The following is a 22,107-nucleotide window of genomic DNA, read 5'->3' as shown; positions in this document are numbered from 1 at the left end:
AAATGTCCGTAAGCGGACTGTCGCGTCAGAAGAAGCAGGCCTTTGCTTTCCTCAGCGCCAAGTAGATCGAAGTCGTGGTTCAATAGAGCAGGTATTCGATCGGTCGTGTTCCGCTCATTGTGGGTGAAAACGATCCAAATCGTTTATATTTTCGGCTACACATTCAATGATGTTACCGCACTCTGTGAGATAGCTAAGTCATGAAGACCGGATAACTTGTCAAATTGACATAGATCAATCTCATCCGGTGCGTTGAATACCAGCGTTCTCCAAATTGATTTACGGACTTGTTTACTATTGAGGCGACATCAGACGCTCCGTGAAGCCCGGAAGAAACTCGGGCAGGGGATGCAAGATGTCGAAAAGAAAAACCCGGGGCGCCGTAGCGCTCTGCGCACTGACCCTCGCGCTGGCGCCGTTGGGCGCCGCCCACGCCGACGCGGCCAAGGATGTCCAGGTCGCCGGTCGCGCGCTGACCTTCCTTGAAAACGGTCCGACCGGCAAAGCCGTGCTGGGCGTGGTCTTCGACCCGTCCAAGCCCGCCTCGGTCGCCGAGAAGAACGCAGCCTCGGCCGTCTCGGGCGTCAGCGGCGTCGCCGCCCTCTACGTCACCACCGGCGTCAATGTCGGCGCGGCCGCCAAGGCCAAGAAGCTGATCACCATCGGTTCGGACGTCTCCTGCGCCACCAGCGGCGCCTGCGTGATGAGCGTCTCGGCCGATCCCAAGGTCGAGATCGTCGTCAACCGCGCGGCCGCCGCCGCCGTGGGCGCGGTCTTCAAGGCCGCCTTCCGCATGATGATCCGCGAAGTCTGATCCAGCTCGAGCCCAGAGAAACAATCATGAAAAAGACTCTTCTGGCCGGCGTTTCGGCCACCTTCGCCCTCTCCCTGGCCGCCCTGGCGTCCACGGGGGCCGCCCACGCCCAGTCGATCGACTACGGCGCGATGCAGCAGCTGTTCAACGAACCGGTGACCACCAGCGCCACGGGCTCGCCCCAGCGCTCGACCGAGGTTCCGGTCGCCATGGAAATCATCTCGGCCGACGACATCAAGCGCTCGGGCGCCGTCGACCTGCCGACCATCCTCAGCCGCGTCGCCGGCCTGGACGTGCTGAACTGGGGCGCCGGCGCCTCGGACGTCAGCGTCCGCGGCTATGACCAGGCGATGTCGCCGCGCCTGCTGGTGCTGATCAACGGCCGTCAGGTCTATCTGGACCACTACGGCTACACCGCCTGGGCCACCCTGCCGGTGCAGCTGTCGGAAATCCGTCAGATCGAAGTCGTCAAGGGCCCCAACAGCGCCCTGTTTGGCTTCAACGCCGTGGGCGGCGTGATCAACATCATCACCCAGAACCCCAAGTTCGATGACACCGGCAGCGTCTCCCTCACCGGCGGCACGAACGGCTACGGCGAACTGTCGGTGGTCAAGTCGGTGAAGCTGGGCGAGCGCTTCTTCGCCCGTCTGTCGGCCGGCGCGGCCCAGATGGACGAGTACAAGACCAACGCGGCCGTTGCGTCCAACCTGCTGACCGACCCGGCCCGGGTCTCGGTCAACCTCGACACCATCGCCCAGCTGACCGAGAAGACCGAACTGCGCGTCGAAGGCTCGTGGTCGAACGTCCAGGTCAGCGAAGTGGTCTCCAACATCGACTACTCGCCCAGCAAGTACGTCACGACCTCGGTCAAGGCGACCCTGGCTTCCGACACCCGTCTTGGCCTGCTGCAGGCCTCGGCCTATGAAACCAATCTGACGGCCAAGCAGGTCGTGGTCGGCCAATCGGCCCGCTTCGAGAACAAGCTGGACGTCCTCAGCGTCCAGGACCTGTTCAAGATCGGCGCGAACCACACGTTCCGCATCGGCGGCGAATACCGCAAGAACCAGGTCAACACCGCGCCGCTGGTCGGCGGCAAGCTGAGCTACGAGGTCGCTTCGATCTCGGGCATGTGGAACTGGGCGATCAGCGAGAAGCTGGCCGTGACCGCCGCCGGCCGCTACGACGACCTGAGCCTGTCGCGTGAAGGCACGTTCCCGGCCGGCTACCCGGCCGTGACCAACGCCTACTGGGATCGCTCGATCAAGAAGGCCAGCTACAACCTCGGCGTCGTCTATCGTCCGACCCAGGCCGACACCTTCAAGGCCACCGCCGCGCGCGGCGTGCAGGTTCCGACCCTGGTCGACCTGGGCGCGGTTCAGCTGCGGGTCGCCGCCGGTCCCTACACCATCGGCGTGATCGGCAACCCGACCCTGGAGCCCTCGATCGTCACCAACTATGAAGTCGGTTACGAGCGCGCGCTGCCGGGCCTGGACGCCAAGGCCGGCGTCAGCGTCTTCACCCAGAAGACCGAAGACGTGAAGGGCCAGCCGACCTCGGCCCAGATCGATGTCATGCCGACCGCGCCGGGTGTCCTGCCGCTGCTCAGCTACCGCAACGTGGGCGACAGCGAGATGTGGGGCGTCGAACTGACCGCTTCGGGCAAGATCTCGGGCGGCTACCACTGGAGCGGCAACTGGGCGTTCACCGACGTCGACGACCAGCCGACCGCCGGCTTCTCGCCGACCATCCGCCTGACGAACTTCTCGGCCACGACGCCGGAAGTGCGGGCCAACGTGTCGTTCGGCTGGTCGAACGCCGAATGGTCGGCCGACGCCTTCGCCCACTACACCGGCGACTTCAAGGGCTACACCTCGGACCAGACCCCGGTCCTGGCGGACATCGAGGGTTACGTCACCCTGGGCGGCCGCGTGGCCCGCACCTTCGACCACGGCCTGACCCTGGCGGTCAGCGGTCAGAACCTGACCGAAGGCCGACAGCGCCAGACCACCGGCCTGGAAGTCGAGCGTCGCGCCTTCGTGACCCTCAGCAAGGCCTGGTAAGCCCAGCGCTCACCGGAAACGAGAAGGGCCCCGTCGCGAGACGGGGCCCTTTTTCGTTGGAGATCCCCGATCTCGGCGCCGAGAGCGGACAGAATGAGCGTCCGCCGTGGGTGGAAGGTGGACATCGACCGGATGGTCGCGCCAAGCGAGACCCACGCCCCGCCACAAGGCGGATACTGGGGCGGCTTGGGCATGGCTGGGCGTCCCCAAGCCGAACCGGGTTAGACCTCTTCAATATCCGGCAGCGCCCAACTGGCGTCGAAATACGCCTCCAGTGGCGCGTAGAGGCGGAAGTACGTGAACCAGGCCCGTCCGGGCACGGTCGGGATCCAATTCGACTCCGGCGCGCCTTCAGGGGGCTCGGGACCGAACACCAAGTCGATCGAGCCGTCGGGGTTGGTCGCCAGGTCGTGGCGCGAGCTGCGGTCCACCTTGTCCAGCGGCGTGTCGATGAAGCACCGGGTCTCGATGTCGTAGAGCGTCACCGACCACCACTGACCCACCGGGACATTCGGCGGCACATGCAGGCGATAGGTCTTGCCGCCGTCGAGCCAACGCCCAGCTGCGTCGCGATAGGTGGACAGATAGGCCTGGCCCTCGCCTGGCGTGTGGGTCGTCATGCCCGCCGAAAGCCCGACAGCCTCGTAGAACCACGACGCCCGCTCATCGAGCTCGGAATAGAATTCCGACTGCTGGCTGAGGTCGACGTTCACCACCCGGTCCCAACGCCCGCGATAGGTCGCGGTGGCAAAGCGCTTGTCGAAGGAATTGGCGATGGCCATCAGCCGGCCGATCCGGGCGCCGTCGGCCAGCGCTTTGGCCTGAACCGAGGTCGGTTGGAACGGCTTGCCCTTCTCCAAACCCAACGGTTTGAGCATCGCCATGATCAGACGATCCTCTTCCTTGACCGGTTCGACCTGCAAGATCGCGTCGAGCCGCTCCCAGTACGCCATGCCGGTCGGATGGGTCCCGCTCCAGGCCCGCCCTTCGGGCCGGACCACGCGGGTCTTGCGCGGCGCGGCGGCGTCCTGGGCTGGATAGGCCTGATAGCCCGCCAGGACTCGCGCGGCTTCGTCCGGGTCGGTGGCCAGGATGCGGGTGGCGTGCATGATGTTGAAGGTCGGCGAACGCACCACGTGATCCGCCGTAAAGCCTTTCGGCGCGTCCTGGCCAGGGCCCAGGATCAGATAGCGCCCCCCATTGCCCTTGTCCGGACCGGTCAGGCCGAAGTCAACGATCGACCGCTGCCAGAAGTCGCCGCAACCGCCCGCCGTTTCGCCCGCCGGATAGTCGACGACGAGCGGACCGGTCCGCGCCAGGTTCACGAAGCCGACGATATAGGGCGTGGTGCCGTTGGCGGTGATCAAGCCAAGCTTGTCGCGAGGGCTGACGTACTGGACGATGTCGCCGTCCCGAGCGCCGAACACCGTCTCGTGCTGGTTCTGCCATTGGGCGTACCCAATGATCGGCAAGGCCCACAGATAGGCTTGGCAGGCCCGCTGGAAGTCGCGCTCCTCGTAGAGGTGGTCGATGGCCGCTTGATCGGGCAAGCCCTGCCTGTCCAGGCCTAACGGCCCGATGCGGGTGTCCGTCTCGCCGCCTTTCGGACTGAAGCTGCGTTCGGAAGCGACGGGCGATGTCTCGAGATCGGACATGGGCGAAACTCCTAGGTCACTTTGCGGACGGAAGGCGGCGGCCAGCCGCCGGTCTGAGCCGGCTGGCTGGGGCCGTAGAGACGGAAGATCACGTTGAATGGTCCGCTCTTGGGCGACGGCAGCCAGTTGCCCTGATTGTCGGCTCCCGGCGGATTGTGCTGGACGTAGATTGTGAGCGAACCGTCGTCTCCGAACTTGAGCCCCGGACTGCGGTCGCCCAGGGAATAGCGGTTGATGCTGTTTTCGGAGAGCAGCCGGCTGGGCAGCTCATAGAGCGTCGCCGACCAGAAATACTTGGCGGGCGGAAGCTGGTCCTTGGCCAAGCGTATTTCGTAGCGGCTGGCCCCGTCCAAGGGCTGGCCGGTGGAGTCCTGGTCGGCCCCGACATAGACCGCCTCCTCGGCCGCGTTGCCGTAGATGCCCATGGCGGCGGCGACCGCCCGTTTGAGGTAGTCGTCGCCCAGTTGTTCACGGGACCCGAACAGGCCGATCGAACTCTTGGTCACCGCGATCTTGGCCTTCAGGGCCGCCTGACCGTCCTGCGCTCCGCCAATGACGGCGGCGCGGTCGGCTTCGCTCAGGCTCGCCAGGTCGAAGGGCTTGCCCGGCCCGATCCCGACCTTGGCGAAGCGGGCCATCAGGCCGGCCTCCGACGCCGCCGGCGGCTGGGTGAACTGCAGCAGGAAATTCAACAGGCCGATGAACTCTGGCCCCAGCCACTTCTTCTCATCCCAGGCGGGCCAGGTGATGGCGGGCGCGGCCGCTGGCGCGGCCGTCTTGGCGAAGGCCGATAACGGTTGGAGCTTGTACTGGGCCTGGAAGGCCTTGAGCGCGGCGATGTCCGAAGGCCCCAGCAGGCTGGTGCGGCCCAGGTCGACCACGATGTCGCTTTCAGCCTTCAGCACCTTGGCGATCCCGGCCGGGGGCGGTCCGTTCCATTTGGGACCGGCGATCAGGTAGCTGCCCGGACCTTCACCCGTGGCGCGTACGCCGACATAGCCGAAGATCTGCGTGAACAGGTCCATCCACTGGTGGACATAATACCGGCCGGCTTGGGCGGCTGGCACGGTCAGCACCCAGGGTTCGGCCCGCAGGTCCAGCCAAGCCCAGCTATAGGGCGTGTCGTTGTTGGGGGTGACGATGTCGCGGTTGGCCGGAGTGAAGAACTGGGCGTAGTGGCGGAACTTGCCGAAGCCGCCGACATAGCCGGGATTGGCTGGGTCGAGCGTCTGCTTGGCCAGGGTCGCGTAGTTCATGATCATGGGATAGGCGTAGATCCAGGCGTCGCGGACGATGGTGCGTGGATCGCTTGACCCCGCTGTGTCGTCATCAGAGGGCGGAGCCGAGATCTGGCTCTTGGGACCGCACGAGGCCATCAGGCCGATTCCGCCGAGCGACGCCGCGCCGGCCAAAAGCAAACGTCTGGATGGGATCATGGCAGCCTCCATCGCCACAGACTGCGGCGCGGAGCACGTCGCCGACATGGAGGCGAACCCCTGCGGAGACACGGGATTCCCGCAGACAGGTACGGAAAAAAGCCTGAGCCTCCATCCCGCAAATCGCCCGTAGGCCTTGGACGCCGCCGCAGGGGCGATCTAGCCTGGGAGCGTGCCGACAGCGGGCGGTCTGCTATCGCCGCGCCAATGTCCGAAGGGTCGAAGGCGGACCTAGTCCCAGCCCTTGATCTTTTTCTTTTTGCCCAGGGCGAACAGGCCCGGATAGGGGCCCTTGCCGGTGCGGTACAGGCACCAGTCGTCGTCCTTCTTGCAGTCGCCGTCGAAGGCCGCCTTCTTGTCGGGGTCGATGGCGGCGTACAGCGCCGGCCCGTTCTTGTTCTTGGCGCCCAGGGCCTCGGCGCAGGCCTCGCGCTCGGCCTTGGTCAGCTGGACGATGTCGGCCTCGGTGCAGCCGCTCTTGCGCGCGGCCTCGCGCAGGGCCTCGCCGCCGCCGGTCAGGGTTCCTCGCGCCGTGAAGCCGGGCGGGGCGACGACCTGGCCGCGCTGTGAAGGAGTCGGCGCCGGGACGGACAGAGTCGGCACGCCCGGCGGCGGAGCGCGGAGGGCGGGATGGAAGGCCGTCGTCGCGGAGGCCCGCGCCCGCGGCGCGGGGCGGTCGGGCGCGGCCGGGGCCAGCAGGCTCACCTCGACGCTGCGGGGCTCGACCAGGCTCGGCGCGGGCGGCACGGCGATCAGCAGCGCCCAGCCCAGCAGGCCGTGGAACGCCAGCGACAGGCCGCCGACCACCAGCCAGCGCCGCCTGCCCGCGCTAATGGCCGATCTCACGGAACGCGGTCCTGGACCTGAGGCATGCCGACCTTCCTGGCGGACCGCTCGGGCGCCGTCACTGGCGGGATGCGTCAAGAATAGGCTCGATCTCACCGAACCGAGCTCTAGCGACGGGGTGGGGCCGGACGATGGCCGCGACAAGTCGGGCCTGAAACGAATGCGGCCAAACGAAAAGGGCCCGGCGTCGCCGCCGGGCCCTTCCATTGTCATGAGGCGCGGCCGTCAGGCGGCGGCCTTCTCCTTGACGCCGAAGCGGCTGTAGAAGGTCTCGCCCTTGGCGGCCATGTCGCGCAGCAGTTGCGGCGGGGCGAAGCGGGCGCCGTACTTCTGGGCCAGGGCGTCGCAGGCCTCGACGAACTTGGCCACGCCCACGCCGTCGATCAGGCTGACCGGGCCGCCGGTCCAGGGCGCGAAGCCCCAGCCCAGGATGGCCCCGACGTCGGCTTCACGCGGGTCGGTGATCACGCCTTCCTCGAAGCAGCGGGCGGCTTCCACGGCCTGGCGGTAGAGGAGCCGGGTGCGGATCTCCTCGATGCCGGCCTTGTCGACCTCGGCGATCTTGACCGGCGCCAGCTTGGCCAGGCCCGGCCACAGGGTCTTGGGGCCGTTCTCCGGATAGTCGTAGAAGCCCTTGCCGTTCTTGCGGCCGTAGCGGCCTTCGCCCTCGACCATCTTCTCGATGATCGTGGTGAAGGGGCGCTCCTCGTACTTGTCGCCGAGGTCCTTCTTGGTCTGCTGGGCGATCTTGTAGGAGAGGTCCAGCGCGACGTCGTCGTGCATCTCCAGCGGACCGCGCGGCATGCCGGTGGCCCGGCCGACATTGTCGATGATGGCCGGGGCGTAGCCGTCGGCCAGCAGCTCCATGCCTTCCTGCACGAAGGTGCCGAAGCAGCGGCTGGTGTAGAAGCCGCGGCTGTCGTTGACGACGATCGGGGTCTTCTTGATCTTCAGGACGTAGTCGATCGACTTGGCCAGGGCTTCCTGGCTGGTCTCGTCGCCCATGATCAGTTCGACCAGGCCCATCTTGTCGACCGGCGAGAAGAAATGGATGCCGATGAACGAGGCCGGACGCACCGAGGCCTTGGCCAGGCCGGTGATCGGCAGGGTCGAGGTGTTGGAGCCGAAGATCGCGGTGTCGGCCAGCTGGGCTTCCGCCAGCTTGGTGACCGAAGCCTTGACCTCGCGGTTCTCGAACACGGCCTCGACGACCAGGTCCGAACCCTTGACGTCGGCGTAGTCGGCGGTCGGGTGGATCAGGGCCAGGATCGCTTCGCCCTTTTCCGGGGTCATCTTGCCGCGCGAGACGGCCTTCTTGACCAGGCCCTCGGCGTAGCCCTTGCCCTTGTCGGCGGCTTCCTGCGTCTGGTCGATCAGCACGGTCTCGATGCCGGCCATGGCTTGGACATAGGCGATGCCCGCGCCCATCATGCCGGCGCCGAGCACGGCCACCTTCTTGACGTCGTAGTGCGGCACGCCGGCCGGACGGCCCGAGCCCTTGCCCAGTTCCTGCAAGGACAGGAACAGGGTGCGGATCATGCCCTTGGCCTGGGGCGACATCATCGTCTTCAGGAAGTAGCGGGTCTCGATGCGCAGGGCGGCGTCGAACGGCACCTGCAGGCCCTCATAGACCGCCTTCATGATGTTCAGCTGGGCGGGATAGTTGCCGTAGGTGGTCTTGCGCAGCATGGCGTTGCCCATGACGAAGACCTGGCTGCCGCCGGCCGAATAGGGGCCGCCGCCGGGGATCTTGAAGTCCTTCTTGTCCCATGGCGCGACCGGGTCGCCCTTGGTCTTGATCCAGGTCTTGGCGGCCTCGACCTCTTGGCCGGCCGGGACGACCTCGTGCACGACCTTGAGGGCCAGGGCCTCGGCCGGCTTCATCGACTTGCCTTCCAGCAGGTACGGCGCGGCGGCCATCACGCCCATCAGGCGCGGCAGGCGCTGGGTGCCGCCGGCCCCCGGCAGCAGGCCGACCTTGGCTTCCGGCAGGGCCAGCTGGATCTTCGGATTGTCGGCGACCACGCGATAGTGGCAGGCCAGGGTGATTTCCAGCCCGCCGCCCATGGCCAGGCCGTTGACGGCCGCGGCCACCGGCTTGCCGCAGGTCTCCAGGGCGCGGAACGCCTTGTTCAGCGCGAAGCCGGCCTCGAAGGCGGCCTTCAGGCCCTCTTCGCCCGGCTTGCCGCCGCCCAGTCCGCCGCTGCCGCCCAGTTCGCCCAGGTCGGCGCCGGCGCAGAAGCCGGTGGTCTTGCCCGAGGTGATCACCGCGCCCTTGATGGCGGCGTCGGACTTGATGGTTTCCACCACCTCGCCGATTTCCTTGATCACCGAAGCGGTCAGGGTGTTCATCGAACGGCCGGGCACGTCGAAGGTGACCAGGGCGATGCCGTCGCCGTCGACCTCGATCTTGAAGTTTTCCATGTCTCTAGTCCTCGGCTCTTAGACGCGTTCGATGACGGTGGCGGTGCCCATGCCGGCGCCGACGCACAGGGTGATCAGGGCGGTTTCCTTGTCCGAGCGCTCCAGCTCGTCGAGCATGGTGCCCAGGATCATCGCGCCGGTGGCGCCCAGCGGGTGGCCCATGGCGATGGCGCCGCCGTTCACGTTCATCTTGTCGTGCGGGATGTTCAGCGCCTGCATCATGCGCAGGACGACGGCGGCGAAGGCTTCGTTCAGCTCGTAGAGGTCGATGTCGGAGACCTCCATCTTCAGCTTCTTGAGCAGCTTCTCGGTGACCAGCGACGGGCCGGTCAGCATGATCGAGGGCTCGCTGCCGATCGAGGCCGCGCCCTTGATGCGGGCGCGGGCCTTCAGGCCCAGGGCCTCGCCCATTTCCTTGGTGCCGATCAGCACGCCGGCGGCGCCGTCGACGATGCCCGAGCTGTTGCCGGCGTGGTGGACGTGATTGACCTTTTCCACCTGCGGATAGCGCTGCTGCACGACCGCGTCGAAGGCCATCTCGCCCATGCCCGTGAACGACGGGTTCAGCGAGGCCAGGGTCTGCATGGTGGTGTTTCCGCGCACCGTTTCGTCGTGATCGAGGATCGTCAGGCCCAGCTGGTCCTTGACGCCGATCACCGACTTCTTGAAGCGGCCGTCGGCCCACGAGGCGGCGGCGCGGCGCTGGCTCTCGACGGCGTAGGCGTCGACGTCGTCGCGGCTGAAGCCGTACAGCGAGGCGATCAGGTCGGCCGAGACGCCCTGCGGGGCGAAATAGGTCTTGAAGGCCGAGGACGGGTCGGTGGGCCAGGCGCCGCCGTCGCTGCCCATGGGCACGCGGCTCATGCTCTCGACGCCGCCGCCGATTGCCAGCTGGGCTTCACCCGAGGCGACCTTGGCCGCGGCCATGTTCACCGCTTCCAGGCCCGAGGCGCAGAAGCGGTTGATCTGCACGCCGGCGACGCTTTCGGCGTAGTCGGCGGTCAGCACAGCGGTGCGGGCGATGTCGCTGCCCTGCTCGCCCACCGGGGCGACGCAGCCGAGCACGACGTCGTCGACATGCGAGGTGTCGAGGTTGTTGCGGTCACGGAGGGCTTCCAGGACCTGGGTCGCCAGGGACAGCGAGGTGATCTCGTGCAGAGATCCGTCCTTCTTGCCCTTGCCGCGCGGCGTGCGCACGGCGTCAAAGATGTAAGCGTCGGCCATTTGATGGCTCCTTCCTGCGTAGGCTTGGATGGTTCGTTAACCAAAAAGGCGTCTGATTCCGGTGATTTGGAGATCAGGACGATGACGGCAGCTGAGCGCTCGACGGACGTGGCCCACCCGGCGGTGAGCGACTTCATCGCGCGCGGCTATCATGTGTTCGGCGACGGTGTGGACCCGGCGGCAGCGAGCGCGCTGCTGGCCAAGATCCGGAGCCTGCGGACGTTCGACGCGGATCTTTTCCTGTCCGAAGCCGAGTTCGACGCCGACCCGCAATATATCGGGGTCAACCCCGCGCCGGGCCGCAACCTGCTGGAGCGGTTCGAGGACGACCTGGCCTTCGTCGAGAAGGACCCGGCGATCGTCGCGGCCCTGAACGCCCTGCTGGGCGACGGCTACGAGATCCTGCTCAAGAAGCTGATCTGCGGCGTGCCGGCCAGCGTCGTGCCCGACTGGCTGAAGGCCCGCATCGCCGGCAACCCGGTCAACAACCTGGGCGCCTATGTGAGGGCCCCGTTCCGGGACATCACCTATTTCTACGGCATCGACTTCCACCAGGACCTGATCGACTACAAGGACCGGGAAGCCGACTTCATCACCCTGTACATCTACCTGCACGACGTGGGGACGCACGACGCCCCGCTGTTCCTGCTGGAGGACAGCCACAAGCTGGGCGGGACGCTGTTCCCGCACGATCTCGCCAAGAACGACGCCGGCTGGCTGTACCGCGACGGGCGCGGCCACGAGGTCCAGACCAAGCAGCACCTGCTGACCGGCAAGACCGGCTACGCGGCCATGTGGCACGCCTGCACCCTGCACGGCACCCAGCCCGACGCGGCCGACAACGAACGCCTTTCCCTGCGCTACCTGATCGCCCGCAAGCCGGGCGTCGCCGCGCCGGGCATGGACGCGGTCAACGCCACCCTGCTGGGCCCCCTCAGCCTGGAGGCCACGCGCAAGGATCTGGACGCCCGCGGCGCGGCCCAGATCAAGGCCAACAGCGTCAACAAGGCGTAGGGCCAGGCTCATTATTTCCACGTGCCGATCGGCGCCTTGGCGATCTGGGCGCACGACAGGCCCCGGGCCGAGGCCTTGGCGCTGTAGGTGACGCGGTAGCCGAACTCGGGCGGCGGCAGGGCGCAGGCCTTGAAGCCCGGCGTGGTCACCGACAGGGTCCAGTCGGCCACCTTCGAGCGCAGCAGGTTGTTGCACTGGTCGACATTGGCCTTCAGCGGCAGCTCGAAATCGCCCGGCGGCTTGGAGTGGGGGTTCTTGGCCACCAGCTTGCCGGAGAAGAACAGCGGGCGCGGACCGGCCGCGCGCACGCAGACCACGGCCGAGCGGCTGTCCGAAGCGGCCCCTGGAGCAGCGGGCGCGGCGTGCTGGGCGGGCGGCTGGGGCGGCGGCGCGACGATCAACGGCATCAGCGGATCTCCTTGCAGGTCAACGGCCCGAAAAAGCTCTTGCGATAGACGAAGGTCAGGCGCTCGCCGGCCTTGAGCGGCCGCGTCGGACGGCAGATCGTGTCGCCGCGGCGCCGGTCGCCGCCGACGGAGCCGCCGTGGATCACCAGCTGCGGCTTGGCCGGGGTCAGGCCCTCGACGTTGGCGCAGCCTGTCTGGCGGGCGTCCACCGCCGGGAACGGCGTCTCGACCAGGGGTGCGCGATAGGTGAGGCTGGTCCCCTCGAGCTTGGCCGAGGTGGTCTTGAAGCGGCCGTCGCGCACCAGTCCGGACACGGCCGTATCCGTCGCGTTGGTCAGGCACAGGACGATGGCGGCTTCCAGCAACATGGCTAGAGCGTCCTCGCGATCAGCAGCTTCATGATCTCGTTGGTGCCGCCGTAGATGCGCTGCACACGGCTGTCGCGATACATGCGGGCGATCGGATACTCGTTCATAAAGCCGTAGCCGCCGAACAGTTGCAGGCAGCGGTCGACGATCTTGTTCTCCAGGTCGCTGACCCAGTATTTGGCCATCGAGGCGGTGGCGGCGTCCAGCTTGCCGGCCAGATGTTGCTCGATGCAGTGGTTGACGAACACCTTGGCGACGGTCGCCTCGGTCTTGCATTCGGCCAGCACGAACTGGGTGTTCTGGAAGTCGATGATCGCCTTGCCGAACGCCTTGCGCTGCTTGACGTAGTCGATCGTCAGCTCCAGCGCCCGCTCGATGGTGGCCATGCCCTGGACGGCGATGTTCAGCCGCTCCTGGGGCAGTTGGCCCATCAGCTGGAAGAAGCCCTGGCCCTCGTCGGAGCCCAGCAGGTTCTCGGTGGGAACCTTGACGTCGTTGAAGAACAGCTCGGAGGTGTCCTGGGCCTCGTGGCCCAGCTTGTCGAGGTTGCGGCCGCGCTCGAAGCCTTCGGTCCCGTCCGTCTCGACGACGATCAGCGAGGTGCCGCGCGCGCCGGCGGTTGGGTCGGTCTTGACGACGACAATGATGAGATTGGCGGTCTGGCCGTTGGTGATGAAGGTCTTGGACCCGTTGATCACGTACTGGTTGCCGACGACCTTGGCGCTGGACTTGATGCCCTGCAGGTCGGACCCCGCGCCCGGCTCGGTCATGGCGATGGCGCCGACCAGTTCGCCGGTGCACAGGCGCGGCAGCCAGCGCCGCTTCTGCTCCTCGGTGCCGTAGTGGAAGATGTAGGGGGCGACGATGGCGTTGTGCAGGCTGATGCCGAAGCCGTCGACGCCCTTCAGGCCCAGCTGCTCCATCAGCACGGCCTCGTGGCGATAGTCGCCGCCGGCCCCGCCGTATGCCTCCGGAACGGTCAGGCCGAGCAGTCCCGCCCGGCCCGCCTTGTTCCACATCTCGCGGTCGACGACGTGGTTCTTGCGCCACGTCGCCACCACGGCCTCGGGGGCGTGCTCGTCGAAGAACTTGCCGACCGCGTCCTCGAAGATCGCGATGTCCTCTTCGGCCATGAAGGCCGGCTTTTCGACGTTGAGCACGCTCATGATCAGAAGGCCTCCGCGGGCAGCGCCATCAGGGTCGCCGAACCGGTCTTCAGCTTGGCCAGATGCGCCCCTGCGTCAGGCAAGATGCGTTCGACGAAATATTTCGCCGTGACGACCTTGGTGGTGAAGAAGGGGTCGGTCGAGCCGGCGGCGATCTTGGCGTTGGCCGCCTTGACCATCAGGCACCACATGTAGGCCAGGCCCGTCAGGCCGAACAGGTGCATGTAGTCGGTCGAGGCCGCGCCGGCGTTGTCGGGGTTCTGCAGGCCGTTCTGCATCAGCCACATGGTGCCGTCCTGCAGCTGGGCCTTCACGCCGGCCAGGGCCTCGATGAACGGCTTCAGCTCGGCGTCGCTGTCGTTCTCGCCGATGAACTGGTCGATTTCCTGGAAGAAGGTCATCACGCCGCGGCCGCCCTTGGCCGCCAGCTTGCGGCCGACCAGGTCCAGCGCCTGGATGCCGTTGGTGCCTTCGTAGATCAGGGCGATGCGGACGTCGCGCAGGTACTGGCTGGCCGGGAAGTGCTCGGTGAAGCCGCTGCCGCCGTGCACCTGCATGGCGTCCGAGCAGATCTTGAAGCCCTTGTCGGTCAGGTAGCCTTTCAGCACCGGCGTCATCAGGCCCATATAGTCCTCGGCCTTGGCGCGCACGGCCTCGTCCGGGTGGTGGTGGGCCAGGTCGCCGTGCAGGGCGGTCCAGAACAGGAAGGCGCGGCCGCCTTCGATCAGGGCCTTGCTCTCCAGCAGCATGCGACGCACGTCCGGGTGGACGATGATGGGGTCGGCCGGGCCGTCGGCGTTCTTCGGGCCGGTCAGCGAACGGCCTTGCAGGCGGTCCTTGGCGAAGGCGACGGCGGCCTGGTAGGCGGCCTCGGCCTGGGCCACGCCCTGCAGGCCCACACCCAGGCGGGCCTCGTTCATCATCACGAACATCAGCTTCAGGCCGCTGTTCTCTTCGCCGATCAGCCAGCCCTTGGCGTCCTCGTACTGCATCACGCAGGTGGCGTTGCCGTGGATGCCCATCTTCTCTTCGAGGCCGACGCACTTGACGCCCTCGTTGCGCTCGCCGACCGAGCCGTCGGCCTTGGGCAGGAACTTCGGCACGATGAACAGGCTGATGCCCTTCACGCCGGCCGGGGCGCCCTCGATGCGGGCCAGCACCAGGTGGACGATGTTGTCGGCCATGTCGTGTTCGCCGGCGCTGATCCAGATCTTCTGGCCGCTGATGCGATAGGTCCCGTCAGCCTGCGGAACCGCCTTGGTCCGCAGCAGGCCCAGGTCCGTGCCGCACTGCGGCTCGGTCAGGTTCATGGTGCCGGTCCATTCGCCGGACACCATCTTGGGCAGATAGGTCTGCTTCTGCTCGTCGCTGCCGCCGGTGTGGATGGCCGAATAGGCGCCGTGGGCCAGGCCCGGATACATCGAGAACGCCATGTTGGCCGAGCTCGACATCTCGCTGAAGGCCAGGTTGACGACGTGGGGCAGGCCCTGGCCGCCGTAGGCCGGGTCCGAGCCCAGGCCCGTCCAGCCGCCTTCGCACAGCTGCTTGTAGGCTTCCTTGAAGCCGTCCGGCGTCTTGACCGTGAAGTCCTTGCTCCAGACGCAGCCCTGCTTGTCGCCGACGGGGTTCAGCGGGGCCAGGACCTCGCCGGTGAACTGGCCGGCGGCCTCGAGGATCTGCTCGACGGTCTCGAACGACGCGTCGGCGAAGCCCGGCAGGTTGCCGTGCTGATCGATGTTGAGCACGTCGCGCAGGAGGAAGGCGTGTTCGCGAACGGGCGGCTGGTAGGTCATGAAACAGTCCTGGTCAGTCAGATCGGGGGAGGAGAGAGAAGACGCCGCGCGCCGTTCCGGTCTTGGAGGAGGAACACGGTGTCGGGTCTACTTGCCCAACGCCGCTTCGCCGTGACCGTCGAGCCGGGCGCGCAGCACCTGGTCGTAGTCGGCGGCGCGGGGCAGCAGGTCCGGGCGGATCTCGGCCAGGCGCCGCTCGAGGCGGGCGCAGGCTTCGCGCAGTTCGATCAGGGCGCCGTCGATGTCCTCGCGCTGCTGCTCCAGCGCGGTGGCGCGCTCGCGGAACTTCTTCAGCGACCGGGCCATCTGGGCCGCGCCGTCGTCGTTCTCGTCATAGAGGTCGAGCAGTTCGCGGATTTCCGACAGCGAAAGGCCCACGCGCTTGCCGCGCAGGATCAGCTGCAGGCGGACGCGGTCCTTGTGGGAATAGACGCGGTTGAGGCCCTCGCGGGCCGGGGTCAGCAGGCCCTTGTCCTCATAGAAGCGCAACGCGCGCGGCGTGGCTTTGAACTCGTTGCACAGCTGACGGATTGTAAAGGTGCGCTCTGGACGTCGCAGGTCGGCCAACATTCGAACCCTCCCTGGGCAGGCCCGACTTCTGCGGCCGGGCCGGTTGGTTATCGTCGATCACCATAGGCCCGCGGCATTCTGTCGTCAACGTTTACGTAAACGTCAACTTGGCTGTAGGCGAATAGGTTTACTTTCCTAGAGGCGAGGCATATTTTTCGGGACCACGGCCCAGGATGCAGCCATGTCGTCTCTGTCGCACACCGAAATCTGGACCGCGATCGACGCCCTGGCCAAGCGTTTCGACATGAGCCCGTCGGCCATGGCCAAGCTCGCCGGTCTGGACCCCACCAGCTTCAACCGCTCGAAGCGCGGCGACGGCGACGCTCGCCCGCGCTGGCCCTCGACCGAGAGCCTGGCCAAGGTGCTGGAGGCGACGGGGGTCGGATTTTCGGAGTTCGCGGCCCTGACCGAAAGGGCGCCCAGACCCAATCCGCGCGCCGTCCCGCTGATCGGCTTCGCCCAGGCCGGGGCTGAAGGCCTGTTCGACGAGACCGGCGCGCCGACCGGTCCCGAGTGGGACGAGATCGATTTCCCGGGGTTGGGCGAGGAGAGCGTCTACGCCCTGGAGATCACCGGAGACGCGCTGGTCCCGGTCTTCCGCGACGGCGACCGCATCCTGGTCTCGCCGACGGTCCCGCCGCGCCGGGGCGACCGGGTGGTGGTGCGAACCGCGGGCGGCGAATTGCTGATCAAGGAGTTGGCGCGGGTCACGGCCCGCAGCGTCGAGCTGGCGTCGCTCAATCGCGTTGATGGGGGCGACGGCGGGGATCGGACGCTGGATCTGGCCGAGGTGGTGTGGATCGCCCGGATCCTGTGGGCCAGCCAGTAGGCGACCCCTGGTCGGATAGGGGGGTCAGGTGCGGGGGCAGTCGGCGTGCTTGCTCTGCAGCCAGGCGGTCAGGTCGCCTTCCCAGGGCGCGTCGCACGAGATGTCGACGCGGTAGGACGCCCAGTTGTCGTTGTGAGCGGCTTCGACATGCGCGGCGGGGAACTGGGCGGCCAGTTCGCCAAGCAGCGAGTCGAATTCCGAACGGTCCGAAGGGCGAAGGGTGAAGCAAGCCATGAGACTAACCTTGGTTCTGATGAAACCAGACTAGACTCCAAATTGCGGACAGACCCTTAACCGACAATTTAGCTGTTGTTCATCTATCGGGTCATGGTGTCGCAGGCGACGGTCAGCCGCCCAGCGCGCCGGCGACCACCTCGCGCGCCTGATCCTGAACTTCCCGCAAGTGGTCCGGACCGAGGAACGACTCGGCGTAGATCTTGTAGACGTCCTCGGTGCCCGAGGGGCGGGCGGCGAACCAGGCGTTTCGGGTCACCACCTTGAGGCCACCGATCGCCTCGCCGTTGCCCGGGGCCTCGGTCAGGATCCGCTCGATCGGCTCGCCGGCCAGCGTGTTCGCCGTAACGTCGCTGGGGCTCAGGGAGGCCAGGCGCGCCTTTTCCTCGCGCGAGGCGGGGGCGTCGATGCGGGCATAGGCCGGGGCGCCGTGCTCGGCGGTCAGGTCGGCATAGAGCCGGCTGGGGCTGGCCCCGGTCACGCCCTGGATCTCGGCGGCCAGCAGGCCCAGCAGCAGCCCGTCCTTGTCGGTGGTCCAGACCGTTCCGTCCTGGCGCAGGAAGGCCGCGCCCGCCGACTCCTCGCCGCCGAAGCCGACGCTGCCGTCCAGCAGCCCCGGCACGAAATGCTTGAAGCCGACCGGCACCTCCAGCAGGCGGCGGCCCAGCTTGGCGACCACGCGGTCGATCATCGAGGACGAGACCAGGGTCTTGCCGACGGCGACGTCCGCGCCCCATCGCGGGCGATGGGTGAACAGGTAGGCGATCGCCGCGGCCAGGTAGTGGTTGGGGTTCATCAGGCCGGCGTCCGGCGTGACGATCCCGTGGCGGTCGGCGTCGGCGTCGTTGCCGATCGCCACGTCGTACCGCGCCCCGCCCCGCATGGTGCGGATCAGGTTGGCCATCGCCGAGGCCGACGAGCAGTCCATGCGGATCTTGCCGTCGGTGTCGAGCGGCATGAACGCCCAGCGCGGATCGACGCGGTCGTCGACCACGGTCAGGTCCAGCCCGTGCCGGTCGGCGATCTCGCCCCAATAGGCGACGGCCGCGCCGCCCAGCGGGTCGGCCGCGATCCTGACGCCGGCGCGGCGCACGGCCTCCAGGTCCAGGACGCTGGGCAGGTCGTCGACGTAGTTGGCCAGGAAGTCGTACGCGCCCGCCGCCGCCCGGGCCCGTTCGAACGGAATGCGGCGGACGTCCGCCAGGCCGTCCTTCAGCAGCTGGTTGGCCCGCGCCGCGATCGCCGTCGTGGCGTCCGAACCGGCGGGCCCGCCGGACGGCGGATTGTACTTGAAGCCGCCGTCGCGTGGCGGGTTGTGCGAGGGGGTGATCAGCACGCCGTCGGCCGATCCCGGCGCGACCCGGTTGTGCTTGAGAATGGCGTGGGACACCGCCGGGGTCGGCGTGAAGCCGTCGCGGGAGTCGACCATCACCGTGACGCCGTTGGCGACCAGGACTTCCAGCGCCGTGCGCCAGGCCGGTTCGGAGAGGCCGTGGGTGTCGCGGCCCAGGAACAGCGGGCCGGTTATGCCGGCGCTCGCGCGGTGCTCGGCGATCGCCTGGCTGATGGCCAGGATGTGGGCCTCGTTGAAGGCGCCGTCCAGGCTGGAGCCGCGATGGCCCGAGGTGCCGAAGGTCACCCGCTGGTCGGGCCGCGAAACGTCCGGGCGGATCTCGTCATAGGCCTTGAGCAGGGCGGTCAGGTCGACCAGGTCTTCGGGACGGGCCTGCTGGCCGGCGTGACTGTGCATGACGAAATCCTATTGCGCGCCCCTTGTGACGGGCCGGCGGCGGCGGTGTCTAGCCGCCGAATGCGTCAGTGTTGATACGGGAGCGATCAACGTTTCAGGTCGAGCGCCCCGTTGGCGTGCCACGCCCAGGCGTGCTCGATGATCGCGTCCAGATCGTGGCGCGGCGTCCAGCCCAGCTGCTGGCGGGCCTTGCGGTTGTCGGCCACCAGGCTGGGCGCGTCGCCGGCCCGGCGCTCGGCCAGCTCCAGCGGGAACGGCCGGTTGGACCGCCGCTCGATGGCGCCGACCAGTTCGCGCACGGTGGTGCCCGTCCCGGTGCCCAGGTTGAACACCGCGCTGTCCTTGCCGTCCAGCAGCCACTTCAGCGCCAGGACGTGGGCGTCGGCCAGGTCCAGCACATGGATGTAGTCGCGCACGCAGGTGCCGTCGCGGGTGTCGTAGTCGCCGCCGAACAACATGAACTTGTCGCGCTCGCCCCGGGCGGCGGCGATGGCCAGCGGGATGGCGTGGGTCTCGGGTTCGTGCTTCTCGCCGATCCGGCCCAGGGGATCGGCCCCGGCGGCGTTGAAATAGCGCAGGGCCACCGAGCGGAAGCCCTTGTAGCGGGCCAGGTCCTCGAGGATCTGCTCGACCATCAGCTTGCTGCGCCCATAGGGGTTGAGCGGCGCCTGCGGATGCTTCTCGTCCATCGGCACATAGACCGGGGCGCCATAGGTCGCGCAGGTCGAGGAGAACACCAGCTTGTCGACGCCGGCCCGGCGGGCGGCCTCGATCAGGGTCAGGGTCCCGCCGACATTGTTCTCGTAGAAGGCGCCCGGCTCGGCGATCGAGAAGCCGACCTCGATGAAGGCGGCGAAGTGGATGACGGCGACCGGCCTGTGCTTGGCGAACACCGCGTCCAGCCGCGCGGCGTCGCGGATGTCGCCGACTTCCAGCGGGCCCCACTGGACGAACGACTCCCAGCCGTTCGACAGGTTGTCGTAGACGACGGGCGTATATCCGGCTTCGGCCAGGCGAAGACAGGTGTGCGCGCCGATGTAGCCCGCGCCGCCCGCCACGAGAATGGTTTCGCCCAAGATTTGAATCCCCCGATGTCTCGAAGCGGCGAATGTACGCTCTGCCTCCTATCGTCAATGCATGACGGCGGAATGGCGGAGGATTTTCGGTTTCGACGCTCGCTGAGCGAGCGTCAGCCCAGCTTTTCCTCGATCAGCGCCGTCGTCCTGTCCAGGCCAAAGATGGCGGCGAACGAGCCGAAGCGCGGGCCCTGGCTCTGGCCCAGCAACACTTCGTAGAGGGCCTGGAACCAGGCGCGCAGCGGCTCGAAGTCGTGGTCCTTGCCGACCGCGAATACCTCGTTCTGGATCAGCTCGGCGTCCTGGCAGTCCGAGGGCAGGGCCTTCAGGCGGGCCAGGAGGTCCAGGATCGCGGCGCGTTCCTTGTCGTCGGGCGCGCGGAACGCCTTCGTCGGTTTGACGAAGTCGTCGTAATAGTTGATCGCGTAGCCGGCCAGGCGGTCCAGCAGCGGCTGGCTTTCCGGCGTCGCGCCCGGGATGTAGCGCGACAGGAAGCCCCACAGGATCGCCTTGTCCGAGGCATTGGCGGCCGAGACCAGGTTCAGCATCAGGCTGAACGACACCGGCGAGCCGTACCGCGGCGGGCGGCCCGCGTGGACGTGCCAGACCGGGTTGTCCAGCTGCTTGGCCGGCTCCTGCTTCTGGTAGGCGTCCAGCTGCTGCAGATACTCGTCCGTCGCCTTGGGGATGACGTCGAAATACAGCTTCTTGGCCGACTTCGGGCTCTGGAACATGTAGTACGACAGGCTCTCGGGCGCGCCGTAGCGCAGCCAGTCCTCCATCGACAGGCCGTTGCCCTTGGACTTGGAGATCTTCTGCGAGTTTTCGTCCAGGAAGAGCTCGTAGTTGAAGCCCTCGGGCGGAACCCCGCCCAGCGCCTTGCAGATCTGGGCCGAGGCCTTGACCGAGTCGATCAGGTCCTTGCCGCTCATCTCGTAGTCGACGCCCAGGGCCGTCCAGCGCATCGCCCAGTCGGGCTTCCACTGCATCTTCACGTGGCCGCCGGTCACCGGGACCTCGACCTTTTGGCCGTCCTCGTCCTGGAAGACGATCGTGCCCTTGTCGACGTTGCGCTCCAGGGTCGGGACCTGCAGCACCTTGCCGGTGCTGGGGCTGATCGGCAGGAACGGCGAATACGACGCGCGGCGCTCCTCGCCCAGGGTCGGCAGCATGACCTTCTGGATGGCGTCGAAGCGGGCCAGGGCCGTCAGCAGGGTCTCGTCGAACTTGCCGCCCTTGTAGCACTCGGTCGACGAGACGAACTCGTAGTCGAAGCCGAAGCCGTCGAGGAAGGCGCGCAGGCGGGCGTTGTTGTGGGCGCCGAAGCTGTCGTGGGTGCCGAACGGGTCGCGGACCACGGTCAGCGGCTTGCCCAGGTCCTCGATCAGCGGCTGCTTGTTCTCGATGTTGTCGGGAACCTTGCGCAGGCCGTCCATGTCGTCGCTGAAGGCGATCAGGCGCGTGGGGACGGCGTCGTCGGTCAGGGCGCGGAAGGCCGAACGCACCATGGTCGTGCGCGCCACCTCGCCGAAGGTGCCCAGGTGCGGCAGGCCCGACGGGCCGTAGCCGGTCTCCAGGATCACCGGTCTGGCCAGGGCCGGAAAGGTCTTCACGGCCTCGTCGGCCTTGCCGCTGTTGATCAGGACGGAGGCGAGGTCGCGCTCGGCGTCGGACAGACGCAGGCGCAGGACGCGGGCGAGCAGGGCGCGCGCCTGCTCGAACGGCCAGGAACGAGCATCGCGGGCGAGGGGGGAGAGGCCTTCAAACATGCGGGCGGTATAGGGGGAAGTGGCGGTGGTGGCTAGGTTTTGGGTGAGGGATGTGCGGCGTCCGGGTCCGGGCGAGGGGCCGGCGGCATTCGGCTCGTTGCGGAAAGCCCTGGTCGTCGGCAGATTGCGCCAATGCGTACGAAGATGCCCCCTGCGTTCTCCGCCACCATGACAAGTCCTGACGGCGTCTATGAGCTTGCCTTTCGCCCGCTCGATGAATGTGACGGCGTGGTCGAAGTGACAATCGCGGGAGAGGCGATGTCCTGGTACGTTGTCCGTGGCGATGAGGAAGAGGATGGAACGGTCTCGCTCAGCGGGATGACCGTGGGATCCGATGTGATTTGGGGTGATCAATTCTGGTTCGAACTGGTGCTCAAGCCCGGACCTGTTCAAATCAAATACTGGGGTGATCGAGTGCTCTGGCGTAGCGACACGATTGGGGCCTCCGAGGGTCGGCCGCATTGAGGTCCGAAAGCCGCTCATCTCGGAGGCCTGAAGCGTCCGCTTGGCGCAAGCCCCCATCCGCCCCGGATGGCGCCGCGCCTTAAAGCCTTGGTGGATCGGAGCTCTGTCGTCTGGCCGTGTCAATGACGACGCGGAGCGTCGCCGCGTCGCGGCCGCCAGAGGCGGTCATTGACACGGCCAGACGACAGAGCAGGCTCGCCATCAAGG

19 protein-coding genes are annotated in these 22,107 nt (G+C 67.3%); 5 read left to right on the top strand and 14 right to left on the bottom strand.

Annotated elements, in window-relative coordinates; translation table 11 throughout:
• Positions 1–355: 355 nt before the first annotated feature.
• Together ASD38_RS00095 and ASD38_RS00090 are read left to right on the top strand one after the other, a co-directional pair.
• Entirely contained in the window at positions 356–814 is a 459-nt protein-coding gene (locus ASD38_RS00095) for a hypothetical protein (protein ID WP_056456609.1), read from the top strand.
• A 26-nt stretch (positions 815–840) separates the two neighbouring features.
• Positions 841–2,874 carry a TonB-dependent receptor plug domain-containing protein gene (locus ASD38_RS00090; protein WP_056456607.1) on the top strand — a complete coding sequence of 678 codons (2,034 nt, stop codon included), beginning with the start codon at positions 841–843 and terminating at the stop codon, positions 2,872–2,874.
• Between the two features lie 221 nt (positions 2,875–3,095).
• On the opposite strand, the gene ASD38_RS00085 is transcribed toward ASD38_RS00090, so the two are convergent.
• The 5 genes from ASD38_RS00085 to ASD38_RS00065 form a co-directional block, all read right to left on the bottom strand.
• A complete protein-coding gene (locus tag ASD38_RS00085; RefSeq protein ID WP_082560635.1) occupies positions 3,096–4,529 on the bottom strand; it encodes a DUF1254 domain-containing protein in 1,434 nt (477 codons plus the stop codon).
• Between the two features lie 11 nt (positions 4,530–4,540).
• On the bottom strand, positions 4,541–5,965 hold the full coding sequence (locus ASD38_RS00080; RefSeq protein ID WP_056456604.1) for a DUF1254 domain-containing protein: 1,425 nt from the start codon (positions 5,963–5,965) through the stop codon (positions 4,541–4,543).
• 231 nt (positions 5,966–6,196) lie between these two features.
• On the bottom strand, positions 6,197–6,811 hold the full coding sequence (locus tag ASD38_RS00075; RefSeq protein WP_056456601.1) for a hypothetical protein: 615 nt from the start codon (positions 6,809–6,811) through the stop codon (positions 6,197–6,199).
• A gap of 225 nt (positions 6,812–7,036) precedes the next feature.
• Complete coding sequence (locus ASD38_RS00070) at positions 7,037–9,235, bottom strand: 3-hydroxyacyl-CoA dehydrogenase NAD-binding domain-containing protein (RefSeq protein WP_056456598.1); 2,199 nt, start codon at positions 9,233–9,235, stop codon at positions 7,037–7,039.
• An 18-nt stretch (positions 9,236–9,253) separates the two neighbouring features.
• Positions 9,254–10,459, bottom strand: a complete 1,206-nt coding sequence (locus ASD38_RS00065; RefSeq protein ID WP_056438321.1) for an acetyl-CoA C-acetyltransferase — start codon at positions 10,457–10,459, stop codon at positions 9,254–9,256.
• Positions 10,460–10,540: 81 nt separating this feature from the next.
• Between ASD38_RS00065 and ASD38_RS00060 the strand changes: the two genes are divergently transcribed.
• Positions 10,541–11,473, top strand: coding sequence for a hypothetical protein (locus ASD38_RS00060; protein WP_056456595.1), 933 nt, complete (start codon positions 10,541–10,543; stop codon positions 11,471–11,473).
• An 11-nt stretch (positions 11,474–11,484) separates the two neighbouring features.
• On the opposite strand, the gene ASD38_RS00055 is transcribed toward ASD38_RS00060, so the two are convergent.
• From ASD38_RS00055 to ASD38_RS00035, 5 genes are all read right to left on the bottom strand, one after another.
• Positions 11,485–11,880: a hypothetical protein gene (locus tag ASD38_RS00055; RefSeq protein WP_056438325.1), complete on the bottom strand. Its 396-nt coding sequence runs from the start codon at positions 11,878–11,880 to the stop codon at positions 11,485–11,487.
• Entirely contained in the window at positions 11,880–12,248 is a 369-nt protein-coding gene (locus ASD38_RS00050; protein ID WP_056438326.1) for a hypothetical protein, read from the bottom strand. The genes ASD38_RS00055 and ASD38_RS00050 overlap by 1 nt, the downstream gene beginning before the upstream one ends.
• A 2-nt stretch (positions 12,249–12,250) precedes the next feature.
• Positions 12,251–13,414, bottom strand: a complete 1,164-nt coding sequence (locus tag ASD38_RS00045) for an acyl-CoA dehydrogenase family protein (RefSeq protein ID WP_056456594.1) — start codon at positions 13,412–13,414, stop codon at positions 12,251–12,253.
• A gap of 2 nt (positions 13,415–13,416) precedes the next feature.
• Positions 13,417–15,207: an acyl-CoA dehydrogenase C-terminal domain-containing protein gene (locus tag ASD38_RS00040; protein WP_056456591.1), complete on the bottom strand. Its 1,791-nt coding sequence runs from the start codon at positions 15,205–15,207 to the stop codon at positions 13,417–13,419.
• A gap of 87 nt (positions 15,208–15,294) precedes the next feature.
• Entirely contained in the window at positions 15,295–15,774 is a 480-nt protein-coding gene (locus ASD38_RS00035) for a MerR family transcriptional regulator (RefSeq protein WP_056438347.1), read from the bottom strand.
• 184 nt (positions 15,775–15,958) lie between these two features.
• On the opposite strand from ASD38_RS00035, the gene ASD38_RS00030 reads away from it, so the two are divergent.
• A complete protein-coding gene (locus ASD38_RS00030) occupies positions 15,959–16,606 on the top strand; it encodes a S24 family peptidase (RefSeq protein WP_056456588.1) in 648 nt (215 codons plus the stop codon).
• A gap of 24 nt (positions 16,607–16,630) precedes the next feature.
• Here ASD38_RS00030 and ASD38_RS00025 read toward each other — a convergent pair whose 3' ends face one another.
• From ASD38_RS00025 to ASD38_RS00010, 4 genes are all read right to left on the bottom strand, one after another.
• Positions 16,631–16,840 carry a hypothetical protein gene (locus ASD38_RS00025; protein WP_056438330.1) on the bottom strand — a complete coding sequence of 70 codons (210 nt, stop codon included), beginning with the start codon at positions 16,838–16,840 and terminating at the stop codon, positions 16,631–16,633.
• 112 nt (positions 16,841–16,952) lie between these two features.
• The gene (gene pgm, locus ASD38_RS00020; RefSeq protein WP_056456585.1) at positions 16,953–18,590 is read right to left on the bottom strand and encodes a phosphoglucomutase (alpha-D-glucose-1,6-bisphosphate-dependent); all 1,638 of its coding nucleotides are present in this window, start codon (positions 18,588–18,590) and stop codon (positions 16,953–16,955) included.
• Between the two features lie 86 nt (positions 18,591–18,676).
• A complete protein-coding gene (gene galE, locus ASD38_RS00015; protein WP_056438335.1) occupies positions 18,677–19,666 on the bottom strand; it encodes a UDP-glucose 4-epimerase GalE in 990 nt (329 codons plus the stop codon).
• A 113-nt stretch (positions 19,667–19,779) separates the two neighbouring features.
• Positions 19,780–21,435, bottom strand: coding sequence for a lysine--tRNA ligase (locus ASD38_RS00010; RefSeq protein WP_056456582.1), 1,656 nt, complete (start codon positions 21,433–21,435; stop codon positions 19,780–19,782).
• 132 nt (positions 21,436–21,567) lie between these two features.
• On the opposite strand from ASD38_RS00010, the gene ASD38_RS00005 reads away from it, so the two are divergent.
• On the top strand, positions 21,568–21,900 hold the full coding sequence (locus tag ASD38_RS00005) for a hypothetical protein (protein ID WP_056456579.1): 333 nt from the start codon (positions 21,568–21,570) through the stop codon (positions 21,898–21,900).
• The last annotated feature ends 207 nt before the right edge of the window (positions 21,901–22,107 follow it).

The organism is Caulobacter sp. Root487D2Y, assembly GCF_001427165.1.
GTDB lineage: Bacteria > Pseudomonadota > Alphaproteobacteria > Caulobacterales > Caulobacteraceae > Caulobacter.
This window is presented reverse-complemented; position numbering and strand designations above follow the sequence as displayed.